Annotated in this window: 25 protein-coding genes; 7 read left to right on the top strand and 18 right to left on the bottom strand. The window is 66.1% G+C overall.

Features of this window, described 5'->3' with window-relative positions; translation table 11 throughout:
• Positions 1–17: 17 nt before the first annotated feature.
• The 6 genes from GR158_RS05415 to GR158_RS05390 form a co-directional block, all read right to left on the bottom strand.
• Positions 18–1,295 (bottom strand): imelysin family protein, encoded by a 1,278-nt coding sequence (locus GR158_RS05415; protein WP_160870246.1) that lies wholly within the window; start codon positions 1,293–1,295, stop codon positions 18–20.
• Positions 1,296–1,488: 193 nt separating this feature from the next.
• Positions 1,489–2,778, bottom strand: a complete 1,290-nt coding sequence (locus GR158_RS05410; protein WP_160870245.1) for an RsmB/NOP family class I SAM-dependent RNA methyltransferase — start codon at positions 2,776–2,778, stop codon at positions 1,489–1,491.
• A gap of 73 nt (positions 2,779–2,851) precedes the next feature.
• A complete protein-coding gene (locus GR158_RS05405; protein ID WP_134648136.1) occupies positions 2,852–3,214 on the bottom strand; it encodes a septal ring lytic transglycosylase RlpA family protein in 363 nt (120 codons plus the stop codon).
• A 362-nt stretch (positions 3,215–3,576) separates the two neighbouring features.
• The gene (locus GR158_RS05400; protein ID WP_160870244.1) at positions 3,577–4,452 is read right to left on the bottom strand and encodes an SDR family oxidoreductase; all 876 of its coding nucleotides are present in this window, start codon (positions 4,450–4,452) and stop codon (positions 3,577–3,579) included.
• Positions 4,449–5,594: a tRNA epoxyqueuosine(34) reductase QueG gene (gene queG / locus GR158_RS05395; RefSeq protein ID WP_160870243.1), complete on the bottom strand. Its 1,146-nt coding sequence runs from the start codon at positions 5,592–5,594 to the stop codon at positions 4,449–4,451. The genes GR158_RS05400 and queG overlap by 4 nt, the downstream gene beginning before the upstream one ends.
• 10 nt (positions 5,595–5,604) lie before the next feature.
• Entirely contained in the window at positions 5,605–6,297 is a 693-nt protein-coding gene (locus tag GR158_RS05390; protein WP_134648130.1) for a glutathione S-transferase family protein, read from the bottom strand.
• A gap of 186 nt (positions 6,298–6,483) precedes the next feature.
• Here GR158_RS05390 and GR158_RS05385 point away from each other — a divergent pair, with 186 nt between their 5' ends.
• Positions 6,484–7,290, top strand: coding sequence for an undecaprenyl-diphosphate phosphatase (locus GR158_RS05385; protein ID WP_134648128.1), 807 nt, complete (start codon positions 6,484–6,486; stop codon positions 7,288–7,290).
• Positions 7,291–7,329: 39 nt separating this feature from the next.
• On the opposite strand, the gene GR158_RS25075 is transcribed toward GR158_RS05385, so the two are convergent.
• From GR158_RS25075 to dnaN, 7 genes are all read right to left on the bottom strand, one after another.
• Entirely contained in the window at positions 7,330–7,479 is a 150-nt protein-coding gene (locus GR158_RS25075) for a hypothetical protein (RefSeq protein WP_167718928.1), read from the bottom strand.
• Positions 7,480–7,731: 252 nt separating this feature from the next.
• Positions 7,732–8,712, bottom strand: coding sequence for a complex I NDUFA9 subunit family protein (locus GR158_RS05380; protein WP_160870242.1), 981 nt, complete (start codon positions 8,710–8,712; stop codon positions 7,732–7,734).
• A gap of 120 nt (positions 8,713–8,832) precedes the next feature.
• The gene (locus tag GR158_RS05375) at positions 8,833–9,120 is read right to left on the bottom strand and encodes a DUF1330 domain-containing protein (protein WP_134648124.1); all 288 of its coding nucleotides are present in this window, start codon (positions 9,118–9,120) and stop codon (positions 8,833–8,835) included.
• A 212-nt stretch (positions 9,121–9,332) separates the two neighbouring features.
• Positions 9,333–10,031 (bottom strand): orotidine-5'-phosphate decarboxylase, encoded by a 699-nt coding sequence (gene pyrF, locus GR158_RS05370; RefSeq protein WP_160870241.1) that lies wholly within the window; start codon positions 10,029–10,031, stop codon positions 9,333–9,335.
• Between the two features lie 2 nt (positions 10,032–10,033).
• Complete coding sequence (locus GR158_RS05365) at positions 10,034–10,615, bottom strand: histidine phosphatase family protein (RefSeq protein ID WP_160870240.1); 582 nt, start codon at positions 10,613–10,615, stop codon at positions 10,034–10,036.
• A 9-nt stretch (positions 10,616–10,624) separates the two neighbouring features.
• Positions 10,625–11,227: a phospholipid N-methyltransferase PmtA gene (gene pmtA / locus GR158_RS05360; protein WP_160870297.1), complete on the bottom strand. Its 603-nt coding sequence runs from the start codon at positions 11,225–11,227 to the stop codon at positions 10,625–10,627.
• Positions 11,228–11,433: 206 nt separating this feature from the next.
• Positions 11,434–12,552, bottom strand: a complete 1,119-nt coding sequence (dnaN, locus tag GR158_RS05355) for a DNA polymerase III subunit beta (protein WP_160870239.1) — start codon at positions 12,550–12,552, stop codon at positions 11,434–11,436.
• Between the two features lie 261 nt (positions 12,553–12,813).
• On the opposite strand from dnaN, the gene rsmI reads away from it, so the two are divergent.
• From rsmI to GR158_RS05335, 4 genes are all read left to right on the top strand, one after another.
• Complete coding sequence (gene rsmI / locus GR158_RS05350; RefSeq protein WP_160870296.1) at positions 12,814–13,713, top strand: 16S rRNA (cytidine(1402)-2'-O)-methyltransferase; 900 nt, start codon at positions 12,814–12,816, stop codon at positions 13,711–13,713.
• Entirely contained in the window at positions 13,703–14,071 is a 369-nt protein-coding gene (locus GR158_RS05345; protein ID WP_134648116.1) for a YraN family protein, read from the top strand. Before rsmI ends, GR158_RS05345 begins: the two co-directional genes overlap by 11 nt.
• A 117-nt stretch (positions 14,072–14,188) precedes the next feature.
• Positions 14,189–15,133: a glutathione synthase gene (gshB, locus tag GR158_RS05340; protein WP_160870238.1), complete on the top strand. Its 945-nt coding sequence runs from the start codon at positions 14,189–14,191 to the stop codon at positions 15,131–15,133.
• Positions 15,134–15,331: 198 nt separating this feature from the next.
• A complete protein-coding gene (locus GR158_RS05335) occupies positions 15,332–16,861 on the top strand; it encodes a YifB family Mg chelatase-like AAA ATPase (protein ID WP_160870295.1) in 1,530 nt (509 codons plus the stop codon).
• 178 nt (positions 16,862–17,039) lie between these two features.
• Here GR158_RS05335 and GR158_RS05330 read toward each other — a convergent pair whose 3' ends face one another.
• From GR158_RS05330 to GR158_RS05320, 3 genes are all read right to left on the bottom strand, one after another.
• The gene (locus GR158_RS05330; protein ID WP_160870237.1) at positions 17,040–17,438 is read right to left on the bottom strand and encodes a VOC family protein; all 399 of its coding nucleotides are present in this window, start codon (positions 17,436–17,438) and stop codon (positions 17,040–17,042) included.
• Between the two features lie 59 nt (positions 17,439–17,497).
• A complete protein-coding gene (gene cysK, locus GR158_RS05325) occupies positions 17,498–18,463 on the bottom strand; it encodes a cysteine synthase A (RefSeq protein ID WP_160870236.1) in 966 nt (321 codons plus the stop codon).
• A gap of 127 nt (positions 18,464–18,590) precedes the next feature.
• Complete coding sequence (locus tag GR158_RS05320) at positions 18,591–19,208, bottom strand: LysE family translocator (protein WP_160870235.1); 618 nt, start codon at positions 19,206–19,208, stop codon at positions 18,591–18,593.
• Positions 19,209–19,529: 321 nt separating this feature from the next.
• Between GR158_RS05320 and GR158_RS05315 the strand changes: the two genes are divergently transcribed.
• On the top strand, positions 19,530–20,114 hold the full coding sequence (locus GR158_RS05315; RefSeq protein ID WP_202402163.1) for a LysE family translocator: 585 nt from the start codon (positions 19,530–19,532) through the stop codon (positions 20,112–20,114).
• On the opposite strand, the gene GR158_RS05310 is transcribed toward GR158_RS05315, so the two are convergent.
• Together GR158_RS05310 and dut are read right to left on the bottom strand one after the other, a co-directional pair.
• Positions 20,115–21,005, bottom strand: a complete 891-nt coding sequence (locus tag GR158_RS05310; protein WP_160870233.1) for a GNAT family N-acetyltransferase — start codon at positions 21,003–21,005, stop codon at positions 20,115–20,117. It abuts the gene before it with no gap.
• A complete protein-coding gene (gene dut, locus GR158_RS05305) occupies positions 21,005–21,478 on the bottom strand; it encodes a dUTP diphosphatase (RefSeq protein WP_160870232.1) in 474 nt (157 codons plus the stop codon). The genes GR158_RS05310 and dut overlap by 1 nt, the downstream gene beginning before the upstream one ends.
• A gap of 95 nt (positions 21,479–21,573) precedes the next feature.
• Here dut and GR158_RS05300 point away from each other — a divergent pair, with 95 nt between their 5' ends.
• Positions 21,574–23,154 carry a peptide chain release factor 3 gene (locus GR158_RS05300; RefSeq protein WP_134648100.1) on the top strand — a complete coding sequence of 527 codons (1,581 nt, stop codon included), beginning with the start codon at positions 21,574–21,576 and terminating at the stop codon, positions 23,152–23,154.
• Positions 23,155–23,191: the final 37 nt, after the last annotated feature.

The following is a 23,191-nucleotide window of genomic DNA, read 5'->3' as shown; positions in this document are numbered from 1 at the left end:
GCGGCCCGCCTTCTTTCTTATTTAAAGACAGCGTTAGGATTATCCAGGCTGTCGGAGCCTTCAAGCTCGATCTTGCCGAGATCGAGCGACGCAACGACGCGCTCGATCGTCTTGGTCTGGTCGACCAGCGTGTCGATGGCGGTCTGCACGACCTTGTTGCCCTCGGCATTGCCCTCGCCGATCATCTGGTCGTAGGCCTCGCCGCCTTCCGCGCGGTCCACCAGCGCCTTGAAGGCGGCATGGCTGGCGTCGAGCTTCCCGGTCATCTCCTTGTCGAGCGCGGCGTCCTTTTCGGCGACGAGCTCGTGGAGCGACGGGCCGGTCATCTTGGTGCCGTCCGGGCGGGTATATTCGCCCGTATAGACGGTCTGGATGCCGACGACGTCATAGTAGTGCGAATTGTGCGTGTTGTCGGAGAAGCAATCGTGTTCTTCTTCCGGATCGTGCAGCAGGAGGCCGAGCTTCATGCGCTCGCCGGCAAGCTCGCCGTAGGAGAGCGAGCCCATGCCGGTCAGCATGGCGGTGATGCCGGCCTTCGGATCGGCCGTCACGTTCTTGGTGGCGTCGCCCTCCGGCGCCCAGGCCTTGACCATGTCCTGAAGGTCGGAGACGAGCAGCGAGGCGGCCGACTTCAGGTAGGCGGCGCGGCGGTCGCAATTGCCGTTGGTGCAATTGGCCGTGTCGTAGTCGCTGGCCTGGCGGTTGCCCGCACCGGGGCCGGTGCCGTTCAGGTCCTGGCCCCACAGCAGGAACTCGATGGCGTGGTAGCCGGTCGCCACATTCGCCTCGACTTCGCCGGCCTCGTGCAGCTCCTGCAGGACCTCGGGCGTGATGGTCGTGGCGTCGATGGTCTTGCCGGCGATTTCGAGCTTCGGATTGGCGATGACATTGCCGACGAACAGCGCGTTGGTGTCGCTCTCGGTGCCGTAGCTCGCGTCGACATAGTCGATCAGGCCTTCATCGAGCGGCCAGGCGTTGACCTTGCCTTCCCATTCGTCGACGAGCGGGTTGCCGAAGCGGTAGGCTTCCGTCTGCTGGTAGGGCACGCGGGCCTTGAGCCATGCCGCGCGCGCGGCCTTCAGCGTTTCGTCGCTCGGCTTGGCGATCAGCGCGTCGACGGCGGCATCGAGCGCCTTGGCGGCATCGAGCGAGTCCGAGAACTTCGCATGCGCGATCTCGGCATAATGCTTGACGATGGCGGCCGGATCGGCAGCCGCATGCGCCGTGCCGATGGCAAGGCCGGATGTCGCGGTGGCGAGTGCAAAGACGGCCGCGCGAAGGAAGGAAGTGGTCATGACGTCTCCTGGTGTCCTGTTTGGCGTGTCCCCCGACGCCGGGCAGCAGCCGGTGGCCGCAGTCCGGACGGCCCTCAAAACCGGGGCCGGGTCTGTTCAGGCCTTGATGTCATGGACCAAATAAAAACTAGTGTCAAAGTGTATAGTTTAGAACGGTTTCAAGCTGTTCCGCGCTTTTGACACAACGCAATCTTCAGGGCTTGCGCGCCATGGCGCAGAAGAAGAAACCGTCCGTGTCGGTGGTCGCCGGGGTCAGCGTCACCGTCTTGCCGTCGCGCGAGCGCGGCTGCGGCTTGTCCTTGCCGAAAAGCGTGCTCCAGGTCTCGGTGGCCGGCAGGATTTCGAAGCCGGGATGGTCCTGGCAAAAGGCGTGGACCTGCGCCTCGTTCTCCTGCGGCAGGATGGAACAGGTGACGTATAACAGGAAACCGCCGGGGCGCACGAAGACGCTGGCATTGGCAAGCGCTTCCCGCTGCTGGGCAAGGCGCTCCTCCAGGTTTTTTTCGGTGAGGCGCCACTTGGTATCGGGGCGGCGCCGCCAGGTGCCGGTGCCCGTGCACGGCGCATCGACCAGCACGCGGTCGAAACGGTCTTTCAGGGGCGCGAGGCTGGAAAGATCCTCGTGGACCTGCACATTGCGGGTGCCGGCGCGCTTCAGCCGCTCGATGATGGGCGCAAGGCGCTTGCGGTCCGTGTCATAGGCATGGACCTGGCCCTTGTTGTGCATGGCCGCGGCCATGGCGAGGGTCTTGCCGCCGCCGCCAGCGCAGAAATCGAGCACCTGCTCGCCTTCGCGCGGCACGACGAGATCGGCGACGATCTGCGAGCCCTCGTCCTGCACCTCGAACCAGCCCTTCTGGAAGGCGAGGTCGGCGGTGACGTTGGGCAGGCGCGAGGCGCCCTCGCCGGCAGGAATGCGGATGCCCTGGCGGGCGATGGCCGAGGCGACGGCGCCGTTGCGCTCCAGCGCCTTCAGAACCTTCTCGCGGTCCGCCTTGAGCGTGTTGGCGCGAAGGTCGAGCGTCGGCCGGCCGGCAAGCGCCTTGGCCTCGGCCAGCCAGTCGGCGGCAAAATTCGTCTCGAAGGCGGGCTGGATCCATTCGGGGATATCGCCCTGAACGTGGGGCGCGGCAGCGTCGAGATTGCGGGCGCGGAAGGCGGCGAGCTTTTCGGCGCCGAGAGGTTGCGGCGCGAAGCGGTCGCCATCGAACTCCGCCGCAAGGGTTTCGGGCGTGAGGCCCCACTGGCGCAGCAGCACGGCATGGCCCAGCGCGTTGGGGCTGTCGTCGTCCATCAGATAGGCGTGCGACAGTTTCATGCGCAGCGCGTCATAGACGATATTGCCGATGGCGGCGCGGTCGCCGGAGCCGGCGAACCGGTGGGAGAGGCCCCAGTCCTTGAGCGCATCGGCGACGGGGCGTCGCCGCGTCTCGATATCCGTCAGAACCTCGATGGCTCCCGAGAGCCGCCCACCCAATCGCATCCGTTTACTCCGTTTTGCGTCGTGGTAGCGGCGGAATGCAGCAAGAGCAAGCCGGAGCCGGTAGAATTCGGGATCAGCCGATGACCTCGTAGCAGATCTTGGCATGGCCGGAGCGGATCATGCCGATGTTGGAAGCCGCCGCCTTGGAGAGATCGAGAACCCGGCCGCGGATGAACGGGCCGCGATCGTTGATGCGAACGACGACGCTCTTGCCGTTGTTGGCGTTGGTCACCTTGACCTTGGTGCCGAAGCGCAGGCTGCGATGCGCTGCCGTCATGAGGTTGGGGTTCATGCGCTCTCCCGAGGCGGTGCGCGAGTGCAGCGCATACCAGGAGGCGCGGCCACAACCGGCGGCCTGCGCATCGGAGAACGACACGAAGGAAGAGGAAGCGGCGACGAGCGCGGCGATGGCGATGCTGGAGAGCTTGGACGTCATATATCGGTGGACCTTCAGGGCAGGTTGTAGGCTTTCGCTGTGATTGGCGCCCTATGAGGAAGCAAAAATGGCAAAAACGTGCCTCAACCGGCCACACTTGCTGGCGCAAGCCCGCTGGATATACAGTCCATCGCCCGCGATGGATCTTTAACCTTCGTTAATGGGTTCGGAAAAGTTCTTTGGAATCAGTCGATAAACTGTTTCGACTTGAAAAACGGAATGGTCTTCCGGCATTAGCGCAATTTTTCGGAAAAAACTTTCAATATCCGCCGGAATCGCACAGGAATTCGGCGGCAATAATGTGGCAGATAAATTTCAGGTTGCATGAAATCGCAAAAAGACGGCCTCGCCGTCTCCCGCCTTCAGCCGCGCCAGCGGCCGGAGGAATGGAGTTCGGCAAGCGAAACGCGGTAGTTCGGATATCGAAAACCGAAGCCCGCGGCGCGCAGTTTCGCATTCGAAACGCGCTTGTTCTCGCCGTAGAAAGACCGCGCCATGGGAGAAAGTTCCGCCGTCTCGAAAGGAATATCCGGCGGCACGGGATAGCCCATCAGGCGGGCGGCCTCGGCCACCACGTCCTGCGGCGGGCCCGGTTCGTCGTCGGTGATGTTCCAGATGCCGCCAAGGCTCCGTTCCGCGAGGAAGAGGGCTGCCCCGCCGATATCCTCGACGCGGATGCGGTTGAACACCTGGTCCTTCTTGATGAGGCGGCGGGCGGTTCCCTCCTCGATGTTGCGCAGCGCGTTGCGGCCCGGCCCGTAAATGCCCGAGAGGCGCAGCACCGCGACCGGAAGGCCGGAGGCCTGCCCGAAGGCGAGCCAGTGGTTTTCGGCCTCGACACGCTCGATGGAACGGGTGGAGACCGGGTTCAAGGGCGTGTCCTCGTCCACCCAGGCGCCCTTGTGATCGCCATAGACGCCGACGGTGGAGAGATAGCCGGCCCATGCCAGCTTCGGCATCAATGCGGAAAGTGCGGGACTTGCGGCACGAAACAACGGGTCGCCATCCCGGCCCGGCGCGATGGACTGCACGACATGCGTGGCGCGCGCCATGGCGGCGGCGAGCGCATCCGACAGGTCGTTGCCGTCATAGAGGACGGGTTCGATACCCAGCGCACGGAGGCTTTCCGCCTTCTCCTCGGAGCGGGTGGTGCCGGAAACCGTATAGCCGGCCGCCCGGAAGGTTTCGCCGATGGCCTTTCCGGAAAACCCGGCGCCGAGGATCAGGAGGTGCTTCAACGCGCGTCTGCCTTTGCTCTCTCATATTCCGCGCGCACGTCCTCGTCCGCGTCCTCAACCCTTCCTGCCGCAAATCTTGCGAATTCGCCAGCATCCATCAGCCGCGACAGCGCCCATGCGGCCATGCCGCGCACCATGGGCGCCGCATCGTCGGCGAGACGGAGGCACGCAGCGATCAGGCCGCGGTCGCGCGAATTGCCGGCGGCGATCAGCGTGTTGCGCACGAAGCGGTCTCGCCCGATGCGCTTGACCGGCGAACCGGAGAAATGGCTGCGGAAGGCCGGATCGTCGAGCGCAAGGAGATCCGCGATGGCGGGCGCCTTCAGCTCCTCGCGCGCCACGAGCTTCATCTCCGAGGCTGCCGCCGCGAACTTGTTCCACGGGCAGGCGGCGAGGCAATCGTCGCAGCCATAGATGCGGTTGCCGATCTTCTCGCGCATGTCGGGCGCAATCGCGCCCTTGTGCTCGATGGTGAGATAGGAGATGCAGCGCCGCGCATCGAGCTTGTAGGGCGCGGGAAAGGCATCCGTCGGGCAGGCGTCGAGGCAGGCGCGACAGGAGCCGCAATGATCGCGCTCGGGTTCGTCGCGCAGAAGATCGGCGGTGGTGAAGAGGCTGCCGAGGAACAGCCAGGAGCCATGCGTGCGGCTGACGAGGTTGGTGTGCTTGCCCTGCCAGCCGAGGCCGGCGGCCGCGGCGAGCGGCTTTTCCATGACGGGTGCCGTATCGACGAAGACCTTGACGTCTTCTCCGCCGCGCGCGGCAAAGCGGGTCGCCACTTCCTTCAGCTTGCCCTTGATGATGTCGTGATAGTCGCGGTTTTGCGCATAGACCGAGATCGCCGCCCGGTCCGGCAGGGCGAGCACCTCGCGCGGATCGTGCGCCGGGCCGTAGTTCATGCCGAACAGCACGATGGAGCGCACGTCGCTCCACAGGACGCGCGGGTCGGCGCGGCGGGCCTGCGTCTCTGCCATCCAGTCCATGGTGCCGTGATAATCGGCGGCGAGGAAATCGGCGAGCCGGGCAGGCGCTTGCGGAATGGAATCGGGTGCGGTGATACGACAGAGGTCGAACCCCTTGTCGGCCGCTTCCGCCTTGATGAAATCGGTCAGGCGGCGCCGGATCCTCTCGTCGCCCGACATGATCAGGTCCTCAGAAATCCAGGTCCGCGTAATGCGAGACCGGCGTGACCCCGCGCACGCGCTCGGCCAGCAGCGGCCGGAAGGAGGGGCGCGATTTCAGCCGCTGGTACCAGTCCTTGGCCTGCGGCGCCTCGGTCCAGTTGATCTCGCCCATATAGTCGAGAACCGAAAGACAGGCCGCGGCGGCAAGATCGGCATAGGAGAGACGGTCGCCGGCCAGATAGGTGCGCGAGCCGGCCAGCCAGGACAGGTATTTCATGTGCTGGCGGATATTGGCGCGCGAGTTGCGCAGGATCTTGCTGTCGGGCGGCCCGCCGCCCTGGTCCGATGTCATCTGGAGCTTGAAGATGCGCTCGCGCACCAGGGGACGCGTGACGTCCTGCTCCATCTTCTGCAGGAACCATTCCGTCAGGCGGCGGATCTCCGCGCGCTGGAAAGGGTCTTCCGCCAGCAGGCGGCGGTCGCGCTTCAGGACGCCATGGGTCTCGTCGAGATATTCCGAGATGATGCTGGCGCCACAGAGCGCGCGCATGCTGTCATCGACATAGACGGGAAGCGTGCCGGCCGGGTTGAGCGCCAGGAAGTCGCGCCGGTTCTCCCAGGGTTGCTCCTCGGCGAGCTCCGTCTGGAACCCGTATTCCGCAAGGATGAGGCGGACGAAGCGGGAGGCGGCAGACATCGGGTGATGATAGAGTGTTGGCATGAACGCGGCTTTTACTCATCGTGCGGAAAGGAATGCGCCGGGCCCGCCGACTCATGCGGAACTGATTTGGCCACGGATTTGACGAACCTATAGAAATTTGGTGGTACAAACACAAGCGAATCGGGCCTCGTGCTGCAAGCCCGCTTTCGCTTCTCGCCTTTCCTCCCAAAGACTCAAGGAAGTTTCATGGCAGACCAGTCCATCGTCAGCGCCCTCATCCTCGGCCTCATCGAGGGCCTGACCGAATTCATCCCGGTGTCTTCGACCGCCCATATCCTGCTCGCCGGGCATTTCCTCGGCTTCAAGTCGCCGGGCAACACCTTCGCCGTGCTCATCCAGCTCGGCGCGATCCTGGCGATCCTGTCCGTCTACGCGGCGAAACTCTGGAAGGTCGCGGTCGCGCTGCCGTCGAGCCCGGAGGCGCGGCGCTTCGTCATCAGCGTCCTCGTGGCCTTCCTGCCGGCGGTCGTCATCGGCATGCTCGCGCATGATTTCATCAAGACGGTGCTGTTCGAAACGCCCATGCTGATCTGCATCGTGCTGATCATCGGCGGCGTCATCCTCTACGTCATCGACCGCATGCCGCTTCAGCCCCGCTATACGGATGCGATGAAGTACCCGCCGTCGCTCGCCTTCAAGATCGGCCTTTGCCAGTGCCTTGCCATGATCCCCGGCACGTCACGCTCGGGCGCCACCATTGCCGGCGCGCTGCTGATGGGCACCGACAAGCGCTCGGCGGCGGAATTCTCGTTCTTCCTGGCGATGCCGACCATGCTCGGCGCCTTCACGCTCGACCTCTACAAGAACCGCGACGCGCTGTCCTCCGACGACATCCTGATCATCGGCGTCGGCTTTATCGCCGCCTTCATCGCGGGCCTCTTCGTGGTGCGCTCGCTGCTCGACTTCGTGTCGCGCCGCGGCTTCACGATCTTCGCCATCTGGCGGATCATCGTGGGAACGCTGGGCCTGATCGCCCTTCTGATCTGGGGTTGAAAGACCGGCTTCGGCCGGTCGCTTCAGACGGGCCGAAGCTTACTTGACCGACGAGGTCGTGCAGGGGTCGACGCCATAGGCCGGCGTGCAGCCGTGTTTGCCGGCGGAGACCGTCGTGGGTGCGGCAAAGGATCCGGCCACGATGATCAGAGCCGAAAATCCGAAGAAGATTGCAATTGCCTTGCCCATTTGCGCCGAAAGCCTCTCGAGGTGCTGAAATACGCCGCACACTGCTTTCCTGCAGGACGCGACGGGGGCGGTGTTTATTCTCTGACCCTGACACAAGCAATATCGCGACATGCTGAATCCGGCGTAAATGCCGCCACGCTTTTTTTAACCGCTGCATAAGTGCAACAGCCGCCGCAAAGCCCCTTGCGCCAAACACAACGGCCGCCGCGCGAGACCTCGCACGGCGGCCGTTTTCATGGGGGAAAGGCAGGCTCAGGCGGTGCGGTCGAGGCGCGTGAACTGGCCCTGCTGGCGATAGCGAACGAGGTAGCTCGGCAGGATGGCTTCCACCAGCGCCGGCTCGATGCCGATGGCTTCCAGCGTGCGGCCCTCGCTGATGGCGGCCTGCGAGACGATGTTGTCGGAGCGCAGCAGCGTCACCTGGTCGGAGGTGAGCGGCGGCTTCACGAAGGGCACCAGCGAGGCGATGGAGCCGATCAGCGACGCGATGCCGAAGGGAAGCGAGACGAAGGGGTTCTTGCGGTCCGTCACGCGCAGCATGGTTTCGAGACACTGGCGGAAGGTCAGGACCTCCGGGCCGCCCAGCTCATAGACGCGGCCGCGTGCGATCGTGCCGTCGACGGAGCGTGCGACGGCTTCGGCGACATCGGCGACATAGACCGGCTGGAGCTTCGTGTGGCCGCCGCCGATCAACGGCAGGACGGGCGAGAAGCGCGCCATGGTGGCGAACTTGTTGAAGAAGCCGTCCTCGGGACCGAAGACGATGGACGGGCGCAGGATGACGGCATCCGGAACCGCGCGCAGCACGGCAGCCTCGCCGCGCGCCTTGGTGCGGGAATAGGTGGAGGCGGATTTTTCATCCGCACCGATGGCGGAGATGTGGGTCAGCGTCGCACCGGCCGCGCGGGTGGCCTCGGCGACGGCGCGCGCGCCGAAATCCTGCACCGCATCGAAGGTGTTGCGGCCGCTTTCCAGGAGCAGGCCGACGCAGTTGATGACATGGTCGGAGCCCGCCACGGCGCGGTCGACCGACTGCCGGTAGCGCAGGTTCGCCTGGACGAAGGAAATCTGCCCGACGCCACCCATCGGCTGAAGGAAGCCGGCGAGATCGGGACGGCGCACGGCGACGCGGATGCGGTAGCCGCGGCGCGCCAGCGCGCGCACCACATGACGCCCGACGAAGCCCGAGCCGCCGAAGACGGTGACGAGCGGCGGAAGGTTGGACAAGGTCATGAGGCTGCTCCTGAGAAATAGGATCGGTAGGTGAGGCCTACATAGCCCAAAGCATCGGCAAGGTGAAGCGCGGCGAAGCGTCTCGCGCGCCGGTTTTTCAGGCGTCGGCCCGCCGGATGCTCATATGCCCTCGACGACGACCATCTCCGCGTCCGCCACTTCCTGCCGGATGGCGGCGGCGATCTGGTATTCGGGCGAATTGTAGCAGTCGACGGCGGCCTGGAGCGAGGGGAACTCGATCACCACGTTGCGGGCGCGCACCTGGCCTTCCAGCGGCTCGAAAGCGCCGCCGCGGGCCAGGAAATTGGCGCCGTATTTCTCGAAGGCCGGCTTGGCGGCGGCGACGTAATCCTTGTAGCGCTCGGCATCGCGCACATCGACCCGTGCAATCCAGTAACCCTTCGCCATGGTTTTCTCCCTTTTGATCGTTGAAGCCCGGCCGCCCCCTCATCCGCCTGCCGGCACCTTCTCCCCGAGGGGAGAAGGGGACAAATGAGAGGTCGCCACCCTTCCTTCTCCTCGCAGGGAGAAGGGCATTGCCGCCGACGTCTCGCTTCCCTTCTCCCCTCGGGGAGAAGGTGGCCCGAAGGGTCGGATGAGGGGGCCGCCTGTCCGTTATTTCACGCCGCCAGCGCGCCGTCCATCTCGGCGAGGATCGCCTTGGCGGCGGCGAGCGGATCGGCGGCCTTGACGATGGGGCGGGCGACGACGAGATGGCTGGAGCCGGCCTTCAAGGCATCGGCGGGCGTCATCACGCGCTTCTGGTCGCCAGGCTCGGCGCCGGCCGGGCGGATGCCGGGCGTGACGATGGCCATGTCGGGGCCGACGATCTTGCGCACGGCGCGCGCCTCCTCGGCGGAGCAGACCACGCCACCCATGCCCGCGACGCGGGCCTGTTCGGCGCGGCGCAGCACCAGCGTGTGCGGATCGTATTCATAGCCGGCGTCGATGACGTCCTTGGCATCCATGGAGGTGAGCACGGTGACGCCGAGCAGGCAGAGATCCGAACCCTTCGCCGCGGCGACCGCGGCGGCCATCGCCTTCGGATAGGCATGCAGGGTCAGCATCGACATGCCCATCTTCACGATGTTCTCGACGCCCTTGGCCACCGTGTTGTCGATGTCGAGCAGTTTCATGTCGAGGAAGACCTTCTTGCCGTCCCTGGCAAGATCGCGGGCGAATTCCAGGCCGCCGGCGAAGACCAGCTGGTAGCCGATCTTGTAGAAGAGGGCGGTGTCGCCCAATGTCCTGACCACCCGTTCCGCCTCCGCGATGGTCGGTACATCGAGGCCAACGATCAGGCGGTCGCGCGCGGACATGGTCAAAACCCTTTCCAAGATTCCATTGCCGTCCAGTCGCATGTGACGGTGCGGTCCGCAAGCCGGAAAGCGAAAAGATTGCCGCCTCCGGCAGGCTGGTCCCGGTCGCGCGCGATCGGCCTGCCCTGGAGGTGGCATTTGAGCAGCGTGCCGACCCCGCCATGGCCGACGAAGGCGATGGGGGCGGAGGGATCGTGCCCGGCCAGCGCCCGCTCGACGGCCGCAACGATACGCGCCTGCGCATCCACCGCCCGCTCCCAGCCTTTGAAGCTCTCCTCGGGATGCGCAAAGAACCAGTTTGCGGCATCCTCGAAGGCGTCGGGCGGCAGGTAGCCGGTGGCGGAACGGTCGTTCTCGCCCATGGCGTGGTCCGTCTCGATCGCGACGCGCCCGGCGGAGAGGATTTCGGCCGTCTCGATGGCCTTGCGCTCGGTGCTCGCGGCAAAGCGGCCGATCTCTCCCGCCCAGCCGGAGGAGGCCGCAAGCCGCGCCCTTTCCACGCCCCTTTCGGAAAGGCCCCAGTCCGGCACCGGCACGGCCGGGTCGATGGCAACCTGCGGATGGGTGATGTAGACGGCGAACACCGCAACACCTCAATGGGTGCGGCGGTACGTCCAGAGCTGCGCCGGCGGGATGTTGCGCACGACGAAGTCGAGATGGCTGATCTGGTAGCGGTCCGGCATGGCGACGACGGGCGAGAGCGGACCGTAGGAAATCTGCACGACGGGCCGGCCGACCGGGATGCGCGACAGGAGGTCCTCGATCAGTTCCACGCGGCGGTGCATGGGGAAATTGAGCAGCGGCACGGCGGAAATGACGCTGTCGAAGGTCATGTCCTTGAGATCGCCGAGCGTCTTGTCGAGATCGAAGGCATCGCCGTTGATGAAGTTGACGCCGTGGAAGCGTTCGACGAGGTGATTGTAGAAATCCGTCGAGAATTCCACGGAAACCAGCTTGTCCGGCGCGATGCCCGCGCCGAGGATCGCCTTGGTGATGACGCCGGTGCCCGGGCCGAGCTCGAGGACCGGAAGGCCGGAGGCGGGGTTGACGACGCTCGCCATCCGCCGGGCGGTGACGGAAGAGGTCGGGATGATCGCGCCGACCGCCTTGGTGTTGCTCACCCAGCCCTTGAAGAAACGGATCTCGTCGTCGAATTTCTTGCCGAAGCGTTCCTTCACCTTCATGCGCAGCGTCATGTCGTTCCCCTTCATGGTTCATCCGCAAGCCGCTGGCGGGTTGTGCCCCCTCGACTCATCGGCCCGGCGAATATGCGACGCGGTTTGCGTCAAAAACAAGTCTGATTGCGTCGCTGTCAGGCGTTTCCGAGCGGCGGCAGGGTAAAAAAGAACCCGCCGGCGGCCGGCGGGTTCCTGAACGGTTTCCCGACGCCGCGAGACCGGCCCTAGACGCGCATCGGCATCAGAACATACAGCGCGTCGTCGCCGGCGAGATCACGCACGAGCGTCGGCGAGCCCGGATCGGCCAGCATGAACACGGCTTCCGAGCCCGAAAGCTGCGCGGTGATGTCGAGCAGGTACTTCGCGTTGAAGCCGATTTCGAGCGGATCGTTGTCGTAGCCGACGGGCAGTTCTTCCGTCGCACTTCCCGAATCCGGGTTGTTGACGGTGAGCGTCAGCTGCCCCTCGGCCAGCGCCAGCTTCACGGCGCGGCCGCGTTCCGACGAGATGGTGGAGACGCGGTCGACGGCCTGCGCGAAGGACTGGCAGTCGATCTTCAGTTCCTTGTCGTTGTTGGTCGGGATCACGCGCTGGTAATCCGGGAACGTGCCGTCGATCAGCTTGGAGGTCAGCACGATGGAGCCGATGGTGAAGCGGATCTTCGCATCCGACACCTCGACGGTGACCACGAGTTCGGGATTGTCCACCAGCTTCTGCAACTCGCCGACCGTCTTGCGCGGGATGATGATGCCCGGCATGCCCTCGGAGCCCGAAGGCGCTTCCACGTCGGCGCGCGCCAGGCGATGGCCGTCGGTGGCGACGGCGCGCAGCTTCAGCTGGCCTTCGCTCTCGATCGTGTGGATGAAGATGCCGTTGAGGTAATAGCGGGTCTCTTCGGTCGAGATCGCGAACTGCGTGCGATCGATCAGCATCTTGAGGTCCGTCGCCTTGAGGCGGAACGTGTGCGAGAAGCTGCCGGCGGTGAGATCGGGGAAATCGGACTGCGGCAGGCACTGCAGCGAGAATTTCGAGCGGCCCGACGTGACGGTCATCGAAGAGCCGTCCGCGTTGGTGGCGAGCGCGACTTCCGAACCGTCGGAAAGCTTGCGCACGATATCGTAGAGAAGGTGGGCCGGAACGGTCGTGGCGCCGGCCTGGTCGACCTGCGCCGGCGTCGCCTCGGTGATCTCGAGGTCGAGGTCCGTCGCCTTCATGTCGAGGCTGGCGCCGTCGCAGCGCAGCAGAACGTTCGAGAGGATCGGGATCGTGTTGCGCCGCTCGACCACGCGATGAACGTGGTTCAACGACTTCAGGAGATTGGACCGCTCGAGAGTAATGCGCATGAACTGTACCGCTTTCGACCGCTGGCACGCCGGAAACCGGCGCGGCATTGCCTTGAAATTCCGGCCAGGCCGGAAAGATGGGACGGGCAAAATGGCAGAATTTCGCGACGGATTGCAAGTGCTAACGGTGCGCGACACGCGATAGTCAACCGTCGTCTCTTGCGAGCGTGCCGGTGCTCGACCATAAGGGGTGGAATGCACGGCCGTTCACGCGGCCGGAAAGGCGTGGGATCGATGCGGGACGAAAGCGTGGCAAGCGGGATGGGCGAAGGCGGCAGGACGTTCCGCCTGCACAATGCCGTGGTGCCCGCCCGGCCGCTGGAGCCGGCGCTCTATCTCGTGGCGACGCCCATCGGCAACCTCTCCGACATCACGCTGCGGGCGCTCGAAACGCTGGCCGGCGCCGATGTGCTGGCCTGCGAGGACACGCGCGTCACCCGCGTGCTGCTCGACCGCTACGGCATCGTCAACCGGCCCTACGCCTATCACGAATACAATGCCGACGAGGTCGGCCCGCGCCTGATCGCGGCACTGGAGGCCGGCAAGTCCGTCGCGCTGGTGTCGGATGCCGGCACGCCGCTCGTCTCCGACCCCGGCTATCGCCTCGCATTGCTCGCCATCGAGGCCGGTCACCGCGTCGTGCCCATCCCCGGCGCTTCGGCGCCGCTCGCCGCCCTTGTCGGCGCGGGTCTTCCGAACGACGCCTTCTTCTTCGCCGGGTTCCTGCCGTCGAAGGACAAGGCCCGGCGCGACCGGCTGGCCGAGCTTGCCGGCGTTCCCGCCACGCTTCTCTTCTTCGAATCACCCCATCGCATCGCCGCCACGCTGGTGTCCGCGGCCGATGTGCTGGGCGAAAGCCGGCCGGCCTGCGTCTGCCGCGAACTGACCAAGACCTTCGAGGAATTCCGCCGCGGCACGCTCGGCGAGCTCGCGGCGCATTATGCCGAGGCCAGCGCGGTCAAGGGCGAGATCGTGCTGGTCATCGGCCCGCCGGGCGAGGCGGCCGCACCCGAGGCGGAAGACGTCGACCGCCTGCTCGCACAGCTTGTCCACGACATGCCGGCCGGCAAGGCGGCGACCGAGGCGGCCCGCCAGACCGGCCTGCCGCGGCGCGATCTCTATCAGCGCCTGCTCGACCTGAAGGACGGCGATGCGCGATAGGCCGGCGGATCCGAACCGGCTCAAGGCCTTCCGCCGCGGGCACGTCTCGGAATATCTCGCCGCGCTCTATCTTCTCGCCAAGGGCTATCGCATCCGCGCGATCCGCTACCGCACCAAGGCCGGCGAGATCGACATCATCGCCCGGCGCGGCGATCTGGTGGTCTGCGTGGAGGTCAAGGCGCGCCGCGATGCGGACAGCGCCGTCTTCGCGGTGACCGGCACGGCCCAGCGCCGCATCCGCGCGGCGAGCGAAGTCTGGCTCGCCCGCCAGCCCGACGCCCACCGTATTTCCCTGCGCTACGACATCGTCGCGGTGCGGCCATGGCGGCTGCCACGGCATTTCGTGGATGCGTTCTGACGGGAAAGAGCCCTGAAGTCTGTCCGGGCGACGCCACCGCGGATTTCGCCTCCGGCCGGCGTTGTCTTCGCGCCCGGGGCGTCCTAAATGTGAGCGGCATTCCTGAGGGGACTTTTCATGGCTAAGATCAAGAACGTCGCGGTCCAGATGGACCATGTGTCGACCATCAGCATCGCCGGCGATTCCACCTTCGCCATGAGCCTCGAGGCGCAGGCCCGCGGCTACAGGCTCTTTCACTACACGCCCGACCGGCTGAGCCTGCGGGACGGGAAGGTCTATGCGAGCGTCGAGCCGATGGAACTGCGCGACGTCAAGGGCGACCACTATACGCTGGGCGAGGCCGAGCGCGTCGATCTCTCGACCATGGACGTGGTTCTGCTGCGCCAGGATCCGCCCTTCGACATGTCCTATATCACCTCCACACACCTGCTCGAGCGGATCCATCCGAAGACGCTCGTCGTCAATGACCCGGCCTGGGTGCGCAATTCGCCGGAGAAGATCTTCGTCACCGAATTCGCCGACCTGATGCCCAAGACCCTGATCACCCGCGATCCCGCCGAGATCCGCCGCTTCCGCGACGAGATGGGCGACATGATCCTCAAGCCGCTCTATGGCAATGGCGGCGCCGGTGTCTTCCATTCGACCAAGGACGACCGCAACCTGTCGTCGCTGCTCGAAATGTTCGGCCAGATGTTCCGCGAGCCCTTCATCGCCCAGCAATATCTGCCCGACGTTCGCAAGGGCGACAAGCGCATCATCCTTGTCGATGGCGAGCCGGTGGGTGCGATCAACCGCGTGCCGGCCGAGCATGATGCGCGTTCCAACATGCATGCCGGCGGCCGCCCGGAGCCGACGGAACTGACGGCGCGCGAAAGGGAAATCTGCGCCCGCATCGGCCCTGCGCTGCGCGAGCGCGGCTTCCTGCTCGTGGGCATCGACGTCATCGGCGACTACATGACCGAGATCAACGTCACCTCGCCGACGGGGTTGCGCGAGGTGAAGAAGTTCGGCGGCGCGGACATCGCGGCCCTGCTGTGGGACGCCATCGAAAGCAAACGCTGACGCCGGCGGCGGGGCCTGTGGTTCGCCGCCACCCCGCCTTTGTTCCGCTGATACAACCGCATGCAACCGGTGCGCGGATAATTCTCGCCGAAGTTCTATAATTGTTCTTGTTTCATTCCACATTCCATGCCAGATTTGCAGCTGCAACCCTGGGGCGGGTTGATGGTCCGTTTTCGGCTGGAGCGAGCGGGGGCAATCATGGTGGCGCGTGTCGGGACAATAGCGTTTCAGGGCATCGAGGGCGTGCCTGTCGATGTGCAGGTGATGGTCGCGCCGGGCAAGGTGGGCATGCAGATCGTCGGCCTCGCCGACAAGGCGGTCGCCGAAAGCCGCGAGCGGGTGCAGGCCGCTCTGCACGCCTCCGGCCTCTCGCTGCCGCCCAAGCGGGTCACGATCAACCTTGCCCCGGCCGACCTGCCCAAGGAAGGCAGCCACTACGACCTCGCCATTGCGCTCGGCCTGATGACGGCGCTCGGGGCGGTGCCGGGCGATGCGCTGGATGATTATCTTGTCATCGGCGAACTCAATCTCGACGGCACGATCGCGCCGGTCGCCGGTGCGCTTCCGGCGGCCATGGCGGCCAACGCCCTGGGCAAGGGCCTGATCTGCCCGGCGGAAAACGGCGCGGAAGCCGCCTGGGCCGGCGGCGGTCTCGATATTCTGGCGCCCCGCAGCCTGATCGCGCTTGCCAATCATTTCAAGGGCAGCCAGGTCCTGTCGCGCCCGGCGCCGGCCATTCGCGCCGCGGCCGCCGGCCTGCCGGATCTTGCCGATATCCGCGGGCAGGAAAGCGCCAAGCGCGCGCTGGAAGTGGCGGCGGCGGGCAACCACAACCTGCTGATGGTCGGGCCGCCCGGCTCGGGCAAGTCCATGCTCGCCGCGCGGCTGGCCGCCATCCTGCCGCCGCTCTCGCCGGCGGAGCTGCTCGACGTCTCGATGATCCATTCCATCGCCGGCCAGCTTTCCGGAGGACGCCTGTCGGATCGGCGCCCGTTCCGCACGCCGCATCATTCCGCCACCATGGCGGCCCTTGTGGGCGGCGGATCGCGGGCAAGGCCCGGTGAGGTGTCGCTCGCGCACAACGGCGTGCTGTTTCTTGACGAGCTGCCGGAATTCTCGCCGCAGGCGCTCGATGCCTTGCGCCAGCCGCTGGAGACGGGCGAATGCATCATCGCGCGGGCCAACCACCGCGTCAGCTATCCCGCGGCCTTCCAGCTCGTCGCGGCGATGAATCCCTGCCGCTGCGGCATGGCGGGCGAGCCGGGACGCAGCTGCGCGCGCGGGCCGCGCTGCATGAGCGAGTATCAGGCCCGCGTTTCCGGCCCGTTCATGGACCGCATCGATATCCGTATCGACGTGCCCGCGGTGTCGGCGAGCGATCTCATCCGCCCCGTGGCCACCGAGCCGAGCGAGGCGGTTGCCCGGCGCGTCGCGACCGCGCGCGCCCTGCAGGTCGACCGGTTCGCCCGTCTGGGCATGCCCCGGGTGACGAGCAATGCCCGCGCCTCCACCGCCCTCGTCGAACGCATGGCCGAGCCCGATCCGGCGGGCCTCCAGCTGTTGCGGGATGCGGCGGAGAAGATGCGGTTTTCCGCGCGTGGCTATCATCGTGTGCTCAAGGTCGCCCGCACGCTGGCCGATCTCGACGAAGCCGCGATCGTCGGACGGATCCATCTGGCGGAAGCCATTTCCTATCGCATCGTGGGAGAGCGGATGGTCGCGGCCTAAAGCATTTCCAGCCGAAGCGAAGTCGCTTCGGCGTCGGATAATGCGGCAAAAACAGGAATCTGGAGCATTTCCGGTGAACCGGAGTTCACCGGAAATGCTCTAGCGCCGGGCCCGCGACTGGCGGCGTGAACGGGAGATGGCACGCGATATCGAGCGGGTCATGCGGCGTGCCGTGGCGTCACGCCGGCCCCTTGAAGACGGCTTCGATCCGGTGCCCGTCCGGGTCGATGACGAAGGCGGCATAATAGTCCGGGCCATACTGCGCCCGAAGCCCAGGTGCGCCGTTGTCGGTGCCGCCGGCCGCCAGTGCGGCGGCGTGGAAGCGGTCCACGGCCGCGCGGCTCGACGCGGCGAAGGCGATGTGGAAGCCCGGCCCGGGAGGATGCGCAGCGACGCCAAGTTCCTTGATGGCGAGCTTATCGCCACCGTCCGCGAGACCGTAGCCCACAGCCTGTCCGGGCTCACCCGGCCGGATGTCGGACCAGACGCGTGCATAGCCGAGCGCCGCCATCGCGGCGTCGTAGAACACGACGGCCCGGTCCAGGCTGTGAACGCCGAGGGAAAGATGGTGGAGCATGGCAGAGCCCGCCTGTTGCGGAAGGCCCACCGCGGTTGTGGCGGCGGGCCCATCCTCTGTCAGGCGAGGCCTTCGAAGAGCGCGGTCGAGAGATAGCGTTCCGCAAAGGACGGGATGATGACGACGATCGTCTTGCCAGCATTTTCCGGGCGGCTGCCCACCTTGACGGCGGCCGTAAGAGCCGCACCCGAGGAGATGCCGACCGGAACGCCTTCGAGGCGCGCCACCAGGCGGGCATTCTGGAAGGCCTCGTCATTGGTCACGGTCACGACCTCGTCGTAGACCGATTTGTCGAGGATCGCGGGGGCGAAGCCCGCGCCGATGCCCTGGATCTTGTGCGGGCCGGGATTGCCGCCTGATAGCACCGGGCTGTCGGCCGGCTCGACGGCGACGACCTTGAAGCCGGGCTTCCTGGCTTTCAGCACCTGGCCGACACCGGTGATCGTGCCGCCGGTGCCGATGCCGGACACGAGGATGTCGACGGCGCCGTCGGTGTCGTTCCAGATTTCCTCGGCCGTCGTCTTGCGGTGGATGTCCGGGTTGGCCGGGTTCTCGAACTGTTGCGGGATGACGGCGCCGGGAATGGTGCTCGCCAGCTCCTCGGCCATGGCGATGGCGCCCTTCATGCCCTTGGGCCCCTCGGTCAGCACGAGCTCGGCGCCGAGCAGGGCGAGCATCTTGCGGCGCTCGACCGACATGGTCTCGGGCATGGTGAGGATGAGACGATAGCCCTTGGCGGCCGCCGCGAAGGCCAGCGCGATGCCGGTATTGCCCGATGTCGGCTCGACCAGCGTCGACTGGCCGGGCGTGATCTTGCCCTGCGCTTCCAGCGATTCGATCATCGCCACGCCGATACGGTCCTTCACCGAGGCGATCGGATTGAAGAATTCGAGCTTGCCGAGAAGATGGGCGACGACGCCGTTTGCCTTGGCGAACTTGTCGAGCCGCACAAGGGGTGTGTCGCCGATCGTCTCGGTGATGGATGCATAGACGCGGCCGCGGCCGGGTTTGCGGGTGTCGCTCATCGGGTACCTCCTGGTTCTCGTTGACGGGAATGTAGGAGGGAATGGGCCTTTAGACGAGTCCGGATTTCGCGGCAAAAGCGCCGGTTGTGGAATAATCGGGTCGTTCCGCTGCGAAAGCCCGCTCCCGTCAGGCCGCCCTCGTCGCGATATAGGCCGCCGTGCCGGCAAGAACGCTCGCGGCGACGCGGTTCAGCCTTTGCAGGGCCTTGGGCTGCCTGAGAAGCAGCCGGGCGCGCGAGGCGAGCGCGATATAGGGAATGAGCACGGCGAGAAGCACGACGAAGGTCGCGGCCAGCAGCAGGCCGTAGTCCGCAAGGCCGACGGCGTTGAGGTCGACGAGCGTCGGCACGAGCGCCACGTAGAACAGCATCGTCTTGGGATTGCCGAGCGTCACGAGCAGGCCGGAAAGGAAGGCCGCGCCGTTGCTCGTGGTGCGGCGGGCCTCGATATCCTGCGGCAGGAGCCCGGTGGTCCACAGCTTCCAGGCGATATAGCCGAGATAGAGCGCACCGGCGATCTTGATGACCATGAAGGCCGTGGTGAAGGTCTGCGCGATGAAGGCGAGACCGAGGATGACGGCCGTCAGATAGACCATGTCGCCGAGGATGAGCCCGAGCCCCATGAAGAAGGTCGGCCGGAAACCGGAACCGAGCGCACGCGCCACGATGGCCGTGATGCCGGGGCCGGGAATGATGGCGGCGATGAAGAGCGCGCCGGAATAGGCGAGAAGAACGGCAAGCGACATGGAGGGCTCCTTGATCGGCTCCTCTTACGCCCGACGCCGTTTTCCGGCAATGGGTCGCGCGCGCGCTGATCCGTCATCTGAACGCGCGAAAACGGCGCGTGAAAGCCGGCGGGACCGGTTCATTCGGCCCGGGCAAGGCGGTATCGCGGTGCCTGCATTCGCGTCAACGGCGGGCCACGGCCGGCGGCGGCACTTGTCACCGGGACAAGGGCCCTCCTTGCGATGGCCGCAGCCGCGGCGTAGGCTTTAGGGGCGCATCAGGGAGAAACGTCCGTGCCCGACCCGACAAGCCTTGCCGCCTTCGCCCTCATCGCGCTCGGCATGGTGCTGACGCCGGGGCCGAACATGATCTATCTCGTCTCCCGCTCGATCTGCCAGGGGCCGGCGGCCGGTCTCGTCTCGCTCGGCGGTGTCGCGCTTGGCTTCGTCTTCTATGTCTTGTCGGCTGCGCTCGGCATCACCGCGTTCCTGATGGCGGTGCCCTTTGCCTATGATGCGTTGCGGCTAGCCGGCGCGCTCTATCTCGCCTGGCTTGCCTGGCAGGCGCTGCGCCCGGGCGGCCGCTCGGCCTTCGAGGTGAAGGCGCTGCCGCGCGACAGCAACCGCAGGCTCTTCTTCATGGGGTTTCTGACCAATCTCCTGAACCCGAAGATCGCGATGCTCTATCTTTCGCTTCTGCCGCAGTTCATCGATCCCGCAAAGGGGAACGTTCTCCTGCAATCGCTGGTGCTGGGCGGGGTGCAGGTGGTCATCAGCGTCAGCGTCAACGCGCTGATCGCCGTTTCGGCCGGCTCCGTCGCGGCCCTCCTTTCAGCGCGCCCGCGCTGGACACTCGTGCAGCGCTGGCTGATGGGCACGGTGCTGGCCGGGCTCGCCCTGCGCATGGCGACCGAAGCGCGCCGCTGATCAGAACGCGGCCATCGGCGGCAGGGCGAAGGGCAGGGCGGGCTGAAGATCGTCCGGGCCGCGCAGCATGAAGACCATCTCGCCGTCGTCGGCAGTCGCCTCGCCATCCCACGCCAGATGATCGGGCGCGAAATGCACGGTCACGCGCTGCGGCGTGACATCGAGGCTCGCCAGAATATCCGCGAGGGCGGGCATGCGCGTGCCGACGATGTCGAGGATATCGACATTGCCTTCGCCATCCGCCTGCCAGGCGACGACCGCGCCGGCGTCTCCCAGGAGGTCGAGCTTGAGATCCGGCATCAGCGATGCGTTGAACAGGAACATTTCCTTCTGCCGGAGCGGCGCGAAGCGGTCGGAGACGGGTGCGCGGCCATCGAGCAGACGGCTGAGCAGCGTCAGGTCCGCCTCGTTCGCGAGGTGAAGCCGGCGGGTCGCGAACGCCTGCCCGTCCGTGGGAGGCACGCCGGCGAAGCGGTGCTGCGGGAGCGGGCGAAAGCCGTGTTTCTCGTAGAGCGCCGGCTTGTCGGTCAGCAGCACGACCGCCTCGAAACCCTCGGCGTCGCAATGATCGAGCGCCGCCTCCATGACGGCGCGGTAGAGCCCGCGGCCGCGATGGCTCGGCCGGACTGCGCCGGATTGCAGGCCTGCCGCGCGCACGAAGACGCCGTCGATGACGAGCGGCATGGCGAAGGCGGTGATGTTGGCGATGCAGGCGCCGTCGGCGTCAAAGAAGCCGAAGGGCGCGCTGGTCGGGTCCGGTCCGCCCAGCTGGTCGAGGCCCGAGATGTCGATCTCGAAGATGTCCCGGAGCAGGTCGCAGAGGCCCTGCCAGGCCGCGCGGTCGTCGATGTAATGCGCGCGGAAGATGAGGCCCGCCTTGCCGGATGACATCACCGCACGCCGGTGGAGCCGAAGCCGCCGGCGCCACGCGCGGTTTCGCTTGCCTCCACGGCCTCGCGCACGGCGACCTGCGTCACGGGCGCGATGATCATCTGGGCGATGCGCATGCCGCGTTCGATGGTGAAGGCCTCCTCGCCGAGATTGACGAGCAACACCTTCACTTCGCCGCGATAATCGCTGTCGATGGTGCCGGGCGTGTTGAGGCAGGTGACGCCGTGCTTGAAGGCGAGGCCGGAGCGCGGCCGGATCTGGGCCTCGTAGCCATGCGGGATTTCGAAGATGAAGCCGGTCGGCACGAGCACGCGTTTTCCCGGCGCAAGCATAAGCGGCGCGTCGGCATCCACCGCCGCGCGCAAATCCATGCCGGCGGCGCCCGTCGTCTCGTAGGCGGGAAGCTCGATATCCGCGCCGTTGGGCAGGCGAACGAGGGAGAGTGTGGGCTTGGCGGGGGCGTGTGCGTTCATGGAACCCATAAGCCGGCCGCAGGCGCGGGCCGTCAATTGCATCTTCGCGGCGGAGCCTGTAAAGACCGCGCCAACTCACAGGATATTGCTTGAACATGGCCGAAACCCTTGCCGAGGCGGTCTCCCGCCGCCGCACCTTCGCGATCATCGCGCACCCGGACGCCGGTAAAACAACGCTCACCGAAAAGCTGCTGCTGTTCGGCGGCGCCATCCAGCTCGCCGGCGAAGTGAAGGCGAAGAAGGACCGCATCCAGACCCGTTCGGACTGGATGAAGATCGAGCGCGAGCGCGGCATCTCGGTCGTGACCTCGGTCATGACCTTCGAATATGACGGCAACGTCTTCAACATTCTCGATACGCCCGGCCACGAGGACTTCGCCGACGACACCTACCGCACGCTGACGGCGGTGGATGCGGCCGTGATGGTCATCGACGCCGCCAAGGGTATCGAGCCGCGGACGTTGAAGCTGTTCGAGGTCTGCCGCCTGCGCGATATCCCGATCATCACCTTCGTCAACAAGATGGACCGTGAGAGCCGCGATCCCTTCGAGATCCTCGACGAGGTGGAAGAGAAGCTGGCGCTGGACACCGCACCGGTCACCTGGCCGGTCGGCCGCTCCAAGACCTTCTGCGGCTCCTACCATCTGGCCGATCGCACCTTCCGCGGCTCGGACACGCAGGTCCAGCCGACGAAGATGGACGATGCCGCCGAAGTCGCCAAACACCTGCCGGAAAACGAGCGCCAGGCCTTCATCGACGAGATGGAACTGGCGCGCGAGGCCTGCCGCCCGTTCGACCGCGAAGCCTTCCTCGAAGGCCACATGACGCCGGTCTTCTTCGGTTCGGCGCTGCGCAATTTCGGGGTGCGCGATCTCATCAACGCGCTCGGCGCCTTCGCGCCGCCGCCGCGCGACCAGGTGGCGGATGTGCGCAAGGTCCACGCCGCCGAAGACAAGATGACGGCCTTCGTCTTCAAGATCCAGGCCAATATGGATCCGAACCACCGCGACCGCATCGCCTTTGCCCGTGTCTGCTCCGGCATGCTGGAGCGCGGCATGAAGGTCCGCCTTGCCCGCACCGGCAAGCAGATCGGCCTCTCGGCGCCGCAGTTCTTCTTCGCCTCGCAGCGCCAGCTCGCCGATACGGCCTATGCCGGCGACGTGGTGGGCATTCCCAACCACGGGACGCTGCGCATCGGCGATACGCTGACGGAAGGCGAGGCGCTGGTGTTCGAAGGCGTGCCGAACTTCGCGCCGGAAATCCTGCGCCGCGTGCGGCTTGAAGACGCGATGAAGGCCAAGAAGCTGAAGGAAGCGTTGCAGCAGATGGCGGAAGAGGGCGTCGTGCAGCTCTTCTCGCCGGAAGACGGCACGCCGGCCATCGTCGGTGTCGTCGGCGCGCTGCAGCTCGACGTTCTCAAGGAGCGCCTGCAGCAGGAATACGGCCTGCCGGTATCCTTCGAAATGTCGCGCTTCTCCGTCTGCCGCTGGATTTCCTCCGACAATGCGGCCGAACTCGACAAGTTCGTCACCCAGCGCCGCGGCGATATCGCCCGCGACCTCGATGGCGATCCGGTCTTCCTTGCGCAGGACAGCTTTTCGCTGCGCTACGAGGCGGAACGTTACCCCGCTATCAAGATGGTCGCCATCAAGGAGTACCACGTCACCAAGGCGTGACGGCGGCCTGTCACTTTCAAGGTGACAGGCGCCTCTC

The sequence above is a fragment of the Shinella sp. AETb1-6 genome (assembly GCF_009826875.1).
In the GTDB taxonomy this organism is placed as follows: Bacteria; Pseudomonadota; Alphaproteobacteria; order Rhizobiales; family Rhizobiaceae; genus Shinella; species Shinella sumterensis.
This window is presented reverse-complemented; position numbering and strand designations above follow the sequence as displayed.

What these genes read in the sequence shown, in the direction of transcription:
- GR158_RS05410 (WP_160870245.1), bottom strand. Translation starts at nt 2,778, where the DNA reads ATGCGATTGGGTGGGCGGCTCTCGGGAGCCATCGAGGTTCTGACGGAT.
- GR158_RS05385 (WP_134648128.1), top strand. Translation starts at nt 6,484, where the DNA reads ATGGCAGACCAGTCCATCGTCAGCGCCCTCATCCTCGGCCTCATCGAG.
- rsmI (WP_160870296.1), top strand. Translation starts at nt 12,814, where the DNA reads ATGGGCGAAGGCGGCAGGACGTTCCGCCTGCACAATGCCGTGGTGCCC.
- pmtA (WP_160870297.1), bottom strand. Translation starts at nt 11,227, where the DNA reads ATGACGCTGCGCATGAAGGTGAAGGAACGCTTCGGCAAGAAATTCGAC.
- GR158_RS05315 (WP_202402163.1), top strand. Translation starts at nt 19,530, where the DNA reads ATGGTGCTGACGCCGGGGCCGAACATGATCTATCTCGTCTCCCGCTCG.
- gshB (WP_160870238.1), top strand. Translation starts at nt 14,189, where the DNA reads ATGGCTAAGATCAAGAACGTCGCGGTCCAGATGGACCATGTGTCGACC.
- dnaN (WP_160870239.1), bottom strand. Translation starts at nt 12,552, where the DNA reads ATGCGCATTACTCTCGAGCGGTCCAATCTCCTGAAGTCGTTGAACCAC.
- GR158_RS05375 (WP_134648124.1), bottom strand. Translation starts at nt 9,120, where the DNA reads ATGGCGAAGGGTTACTGGATTGCACGGGTCGATGTGCGCGATGCCGAG.
- GR158_RS05335 (WP_160870295.1), top strand. Translation starts at nt 15,332, where the DNA reads ATGGTGGCGCGTGTCGGGACAATAGCGTTTCAGGGCATCGAGGGCGTG.
- GR158_RS05310 (WP_160870233.1), bottom strand. Translation starts at nt 21,005, where the DNA reads ATGTCATCCGGCAAGGCGGGCCTCATCTTCCGCGCGCATTACATCGAC.
- cysK (WP_160870236.1), bottom strand. Translation starts at nt 18,463, where the DNA reads ATGAGCGACACCCGCAAACCCGGCCGCGGCCGCGTCTATGCATCCATC.
- GR158_RS05320 (WP_160870235.1), bottom strand. Translation starts at nt 19,208, where the DNA reads ATGTCGCTTGCCGTTCTTCTCGCCTATTCCGGCGCGCTCTTCATCGCC.
- dut (WP_160870232.1), bottom strand. Translation starts at nt 21,478, where the DNA reads ATGAACGCACACGCCCCCGCCAAGCCCACACTCTCCCTCGTTCGCCTG.
- GR158_RS05345 (WP_134648116.1), top strand. Translation starts at nt 13,703, where the DNA reads ATGCGCGATAGGCCGGCGGATCCGAACCGGCTCAAGGCCTTCCGCCGC.
- GR158_RS05415 (WP_160870246.1), bottom strand. Translation starts at nt 1,295, where the DNA reads ATGACCACTTCCTTCCTTCGCGCGGCCGTCTTTGCACTCGCCACCGCG.
- queG (WP_160870243.1), bottom strand. Translation starts at nt 5,594, where the DNA reads ATGTCGGGCGACGAGAGGATCCGGCGCCGCCTGACCGATTTCATCAAG.
- GR158_RS05390 (WP_134648130.1), bottom strand. Translation starts at nt 6,297, where the DNA reads ATGCCAACACTCTATCATCACCCGATGTCTGCCGCCTCCCGCTTCGTC.
- GR158_RS05405 (WP_134648136.1), bottom strand. Translation starts at nt 3,214, where the DNA reads ATGACGTCCAAGCTCTCCAGCATCGCCATCGCCGCGCTCGTCGCCGCT.
- GR158_RS05300 (WP_134648100.1), top strand. Translation starts at nt 21,574, where the DNA reads ATGGCCGAAACCCTTGCCGAGGCGGTCTCCCGCCGCCGCACCTTCGCG.
- pyrF (WP_160870241.1), bottom strand. Translation starts at nt 10,031, where the DNA reads ATGTCCGCGCGCGACCGCCTGATCGTTGGCCTCGATGTACCGACCATC.
- GR158_RS05380 (WP_160870242.1), bottom strand. Translation starts at nt 8,712, where the DNA reads ATGACCTTGTCCAACCTTCCGCCGCTCGTCACCGTCTTCGGCGGCTCG.
- GR158_RS05330 (WP_160870237.1), bottom strand. Translation starts at nt 17,438, where the DNA reads ATGCTCCACCATCTTTCCCTCGGCGTTCACAGCCTGGACCGGGCCGTC.
- GR158_RS25075 (WP_167718928.1), bottom strand. Translation starts at nt 7,479, where the DNA reads ATGGGCAAGGCAATTGCAATCTTCTTCGGATTTTCGGCTCTGATCATC.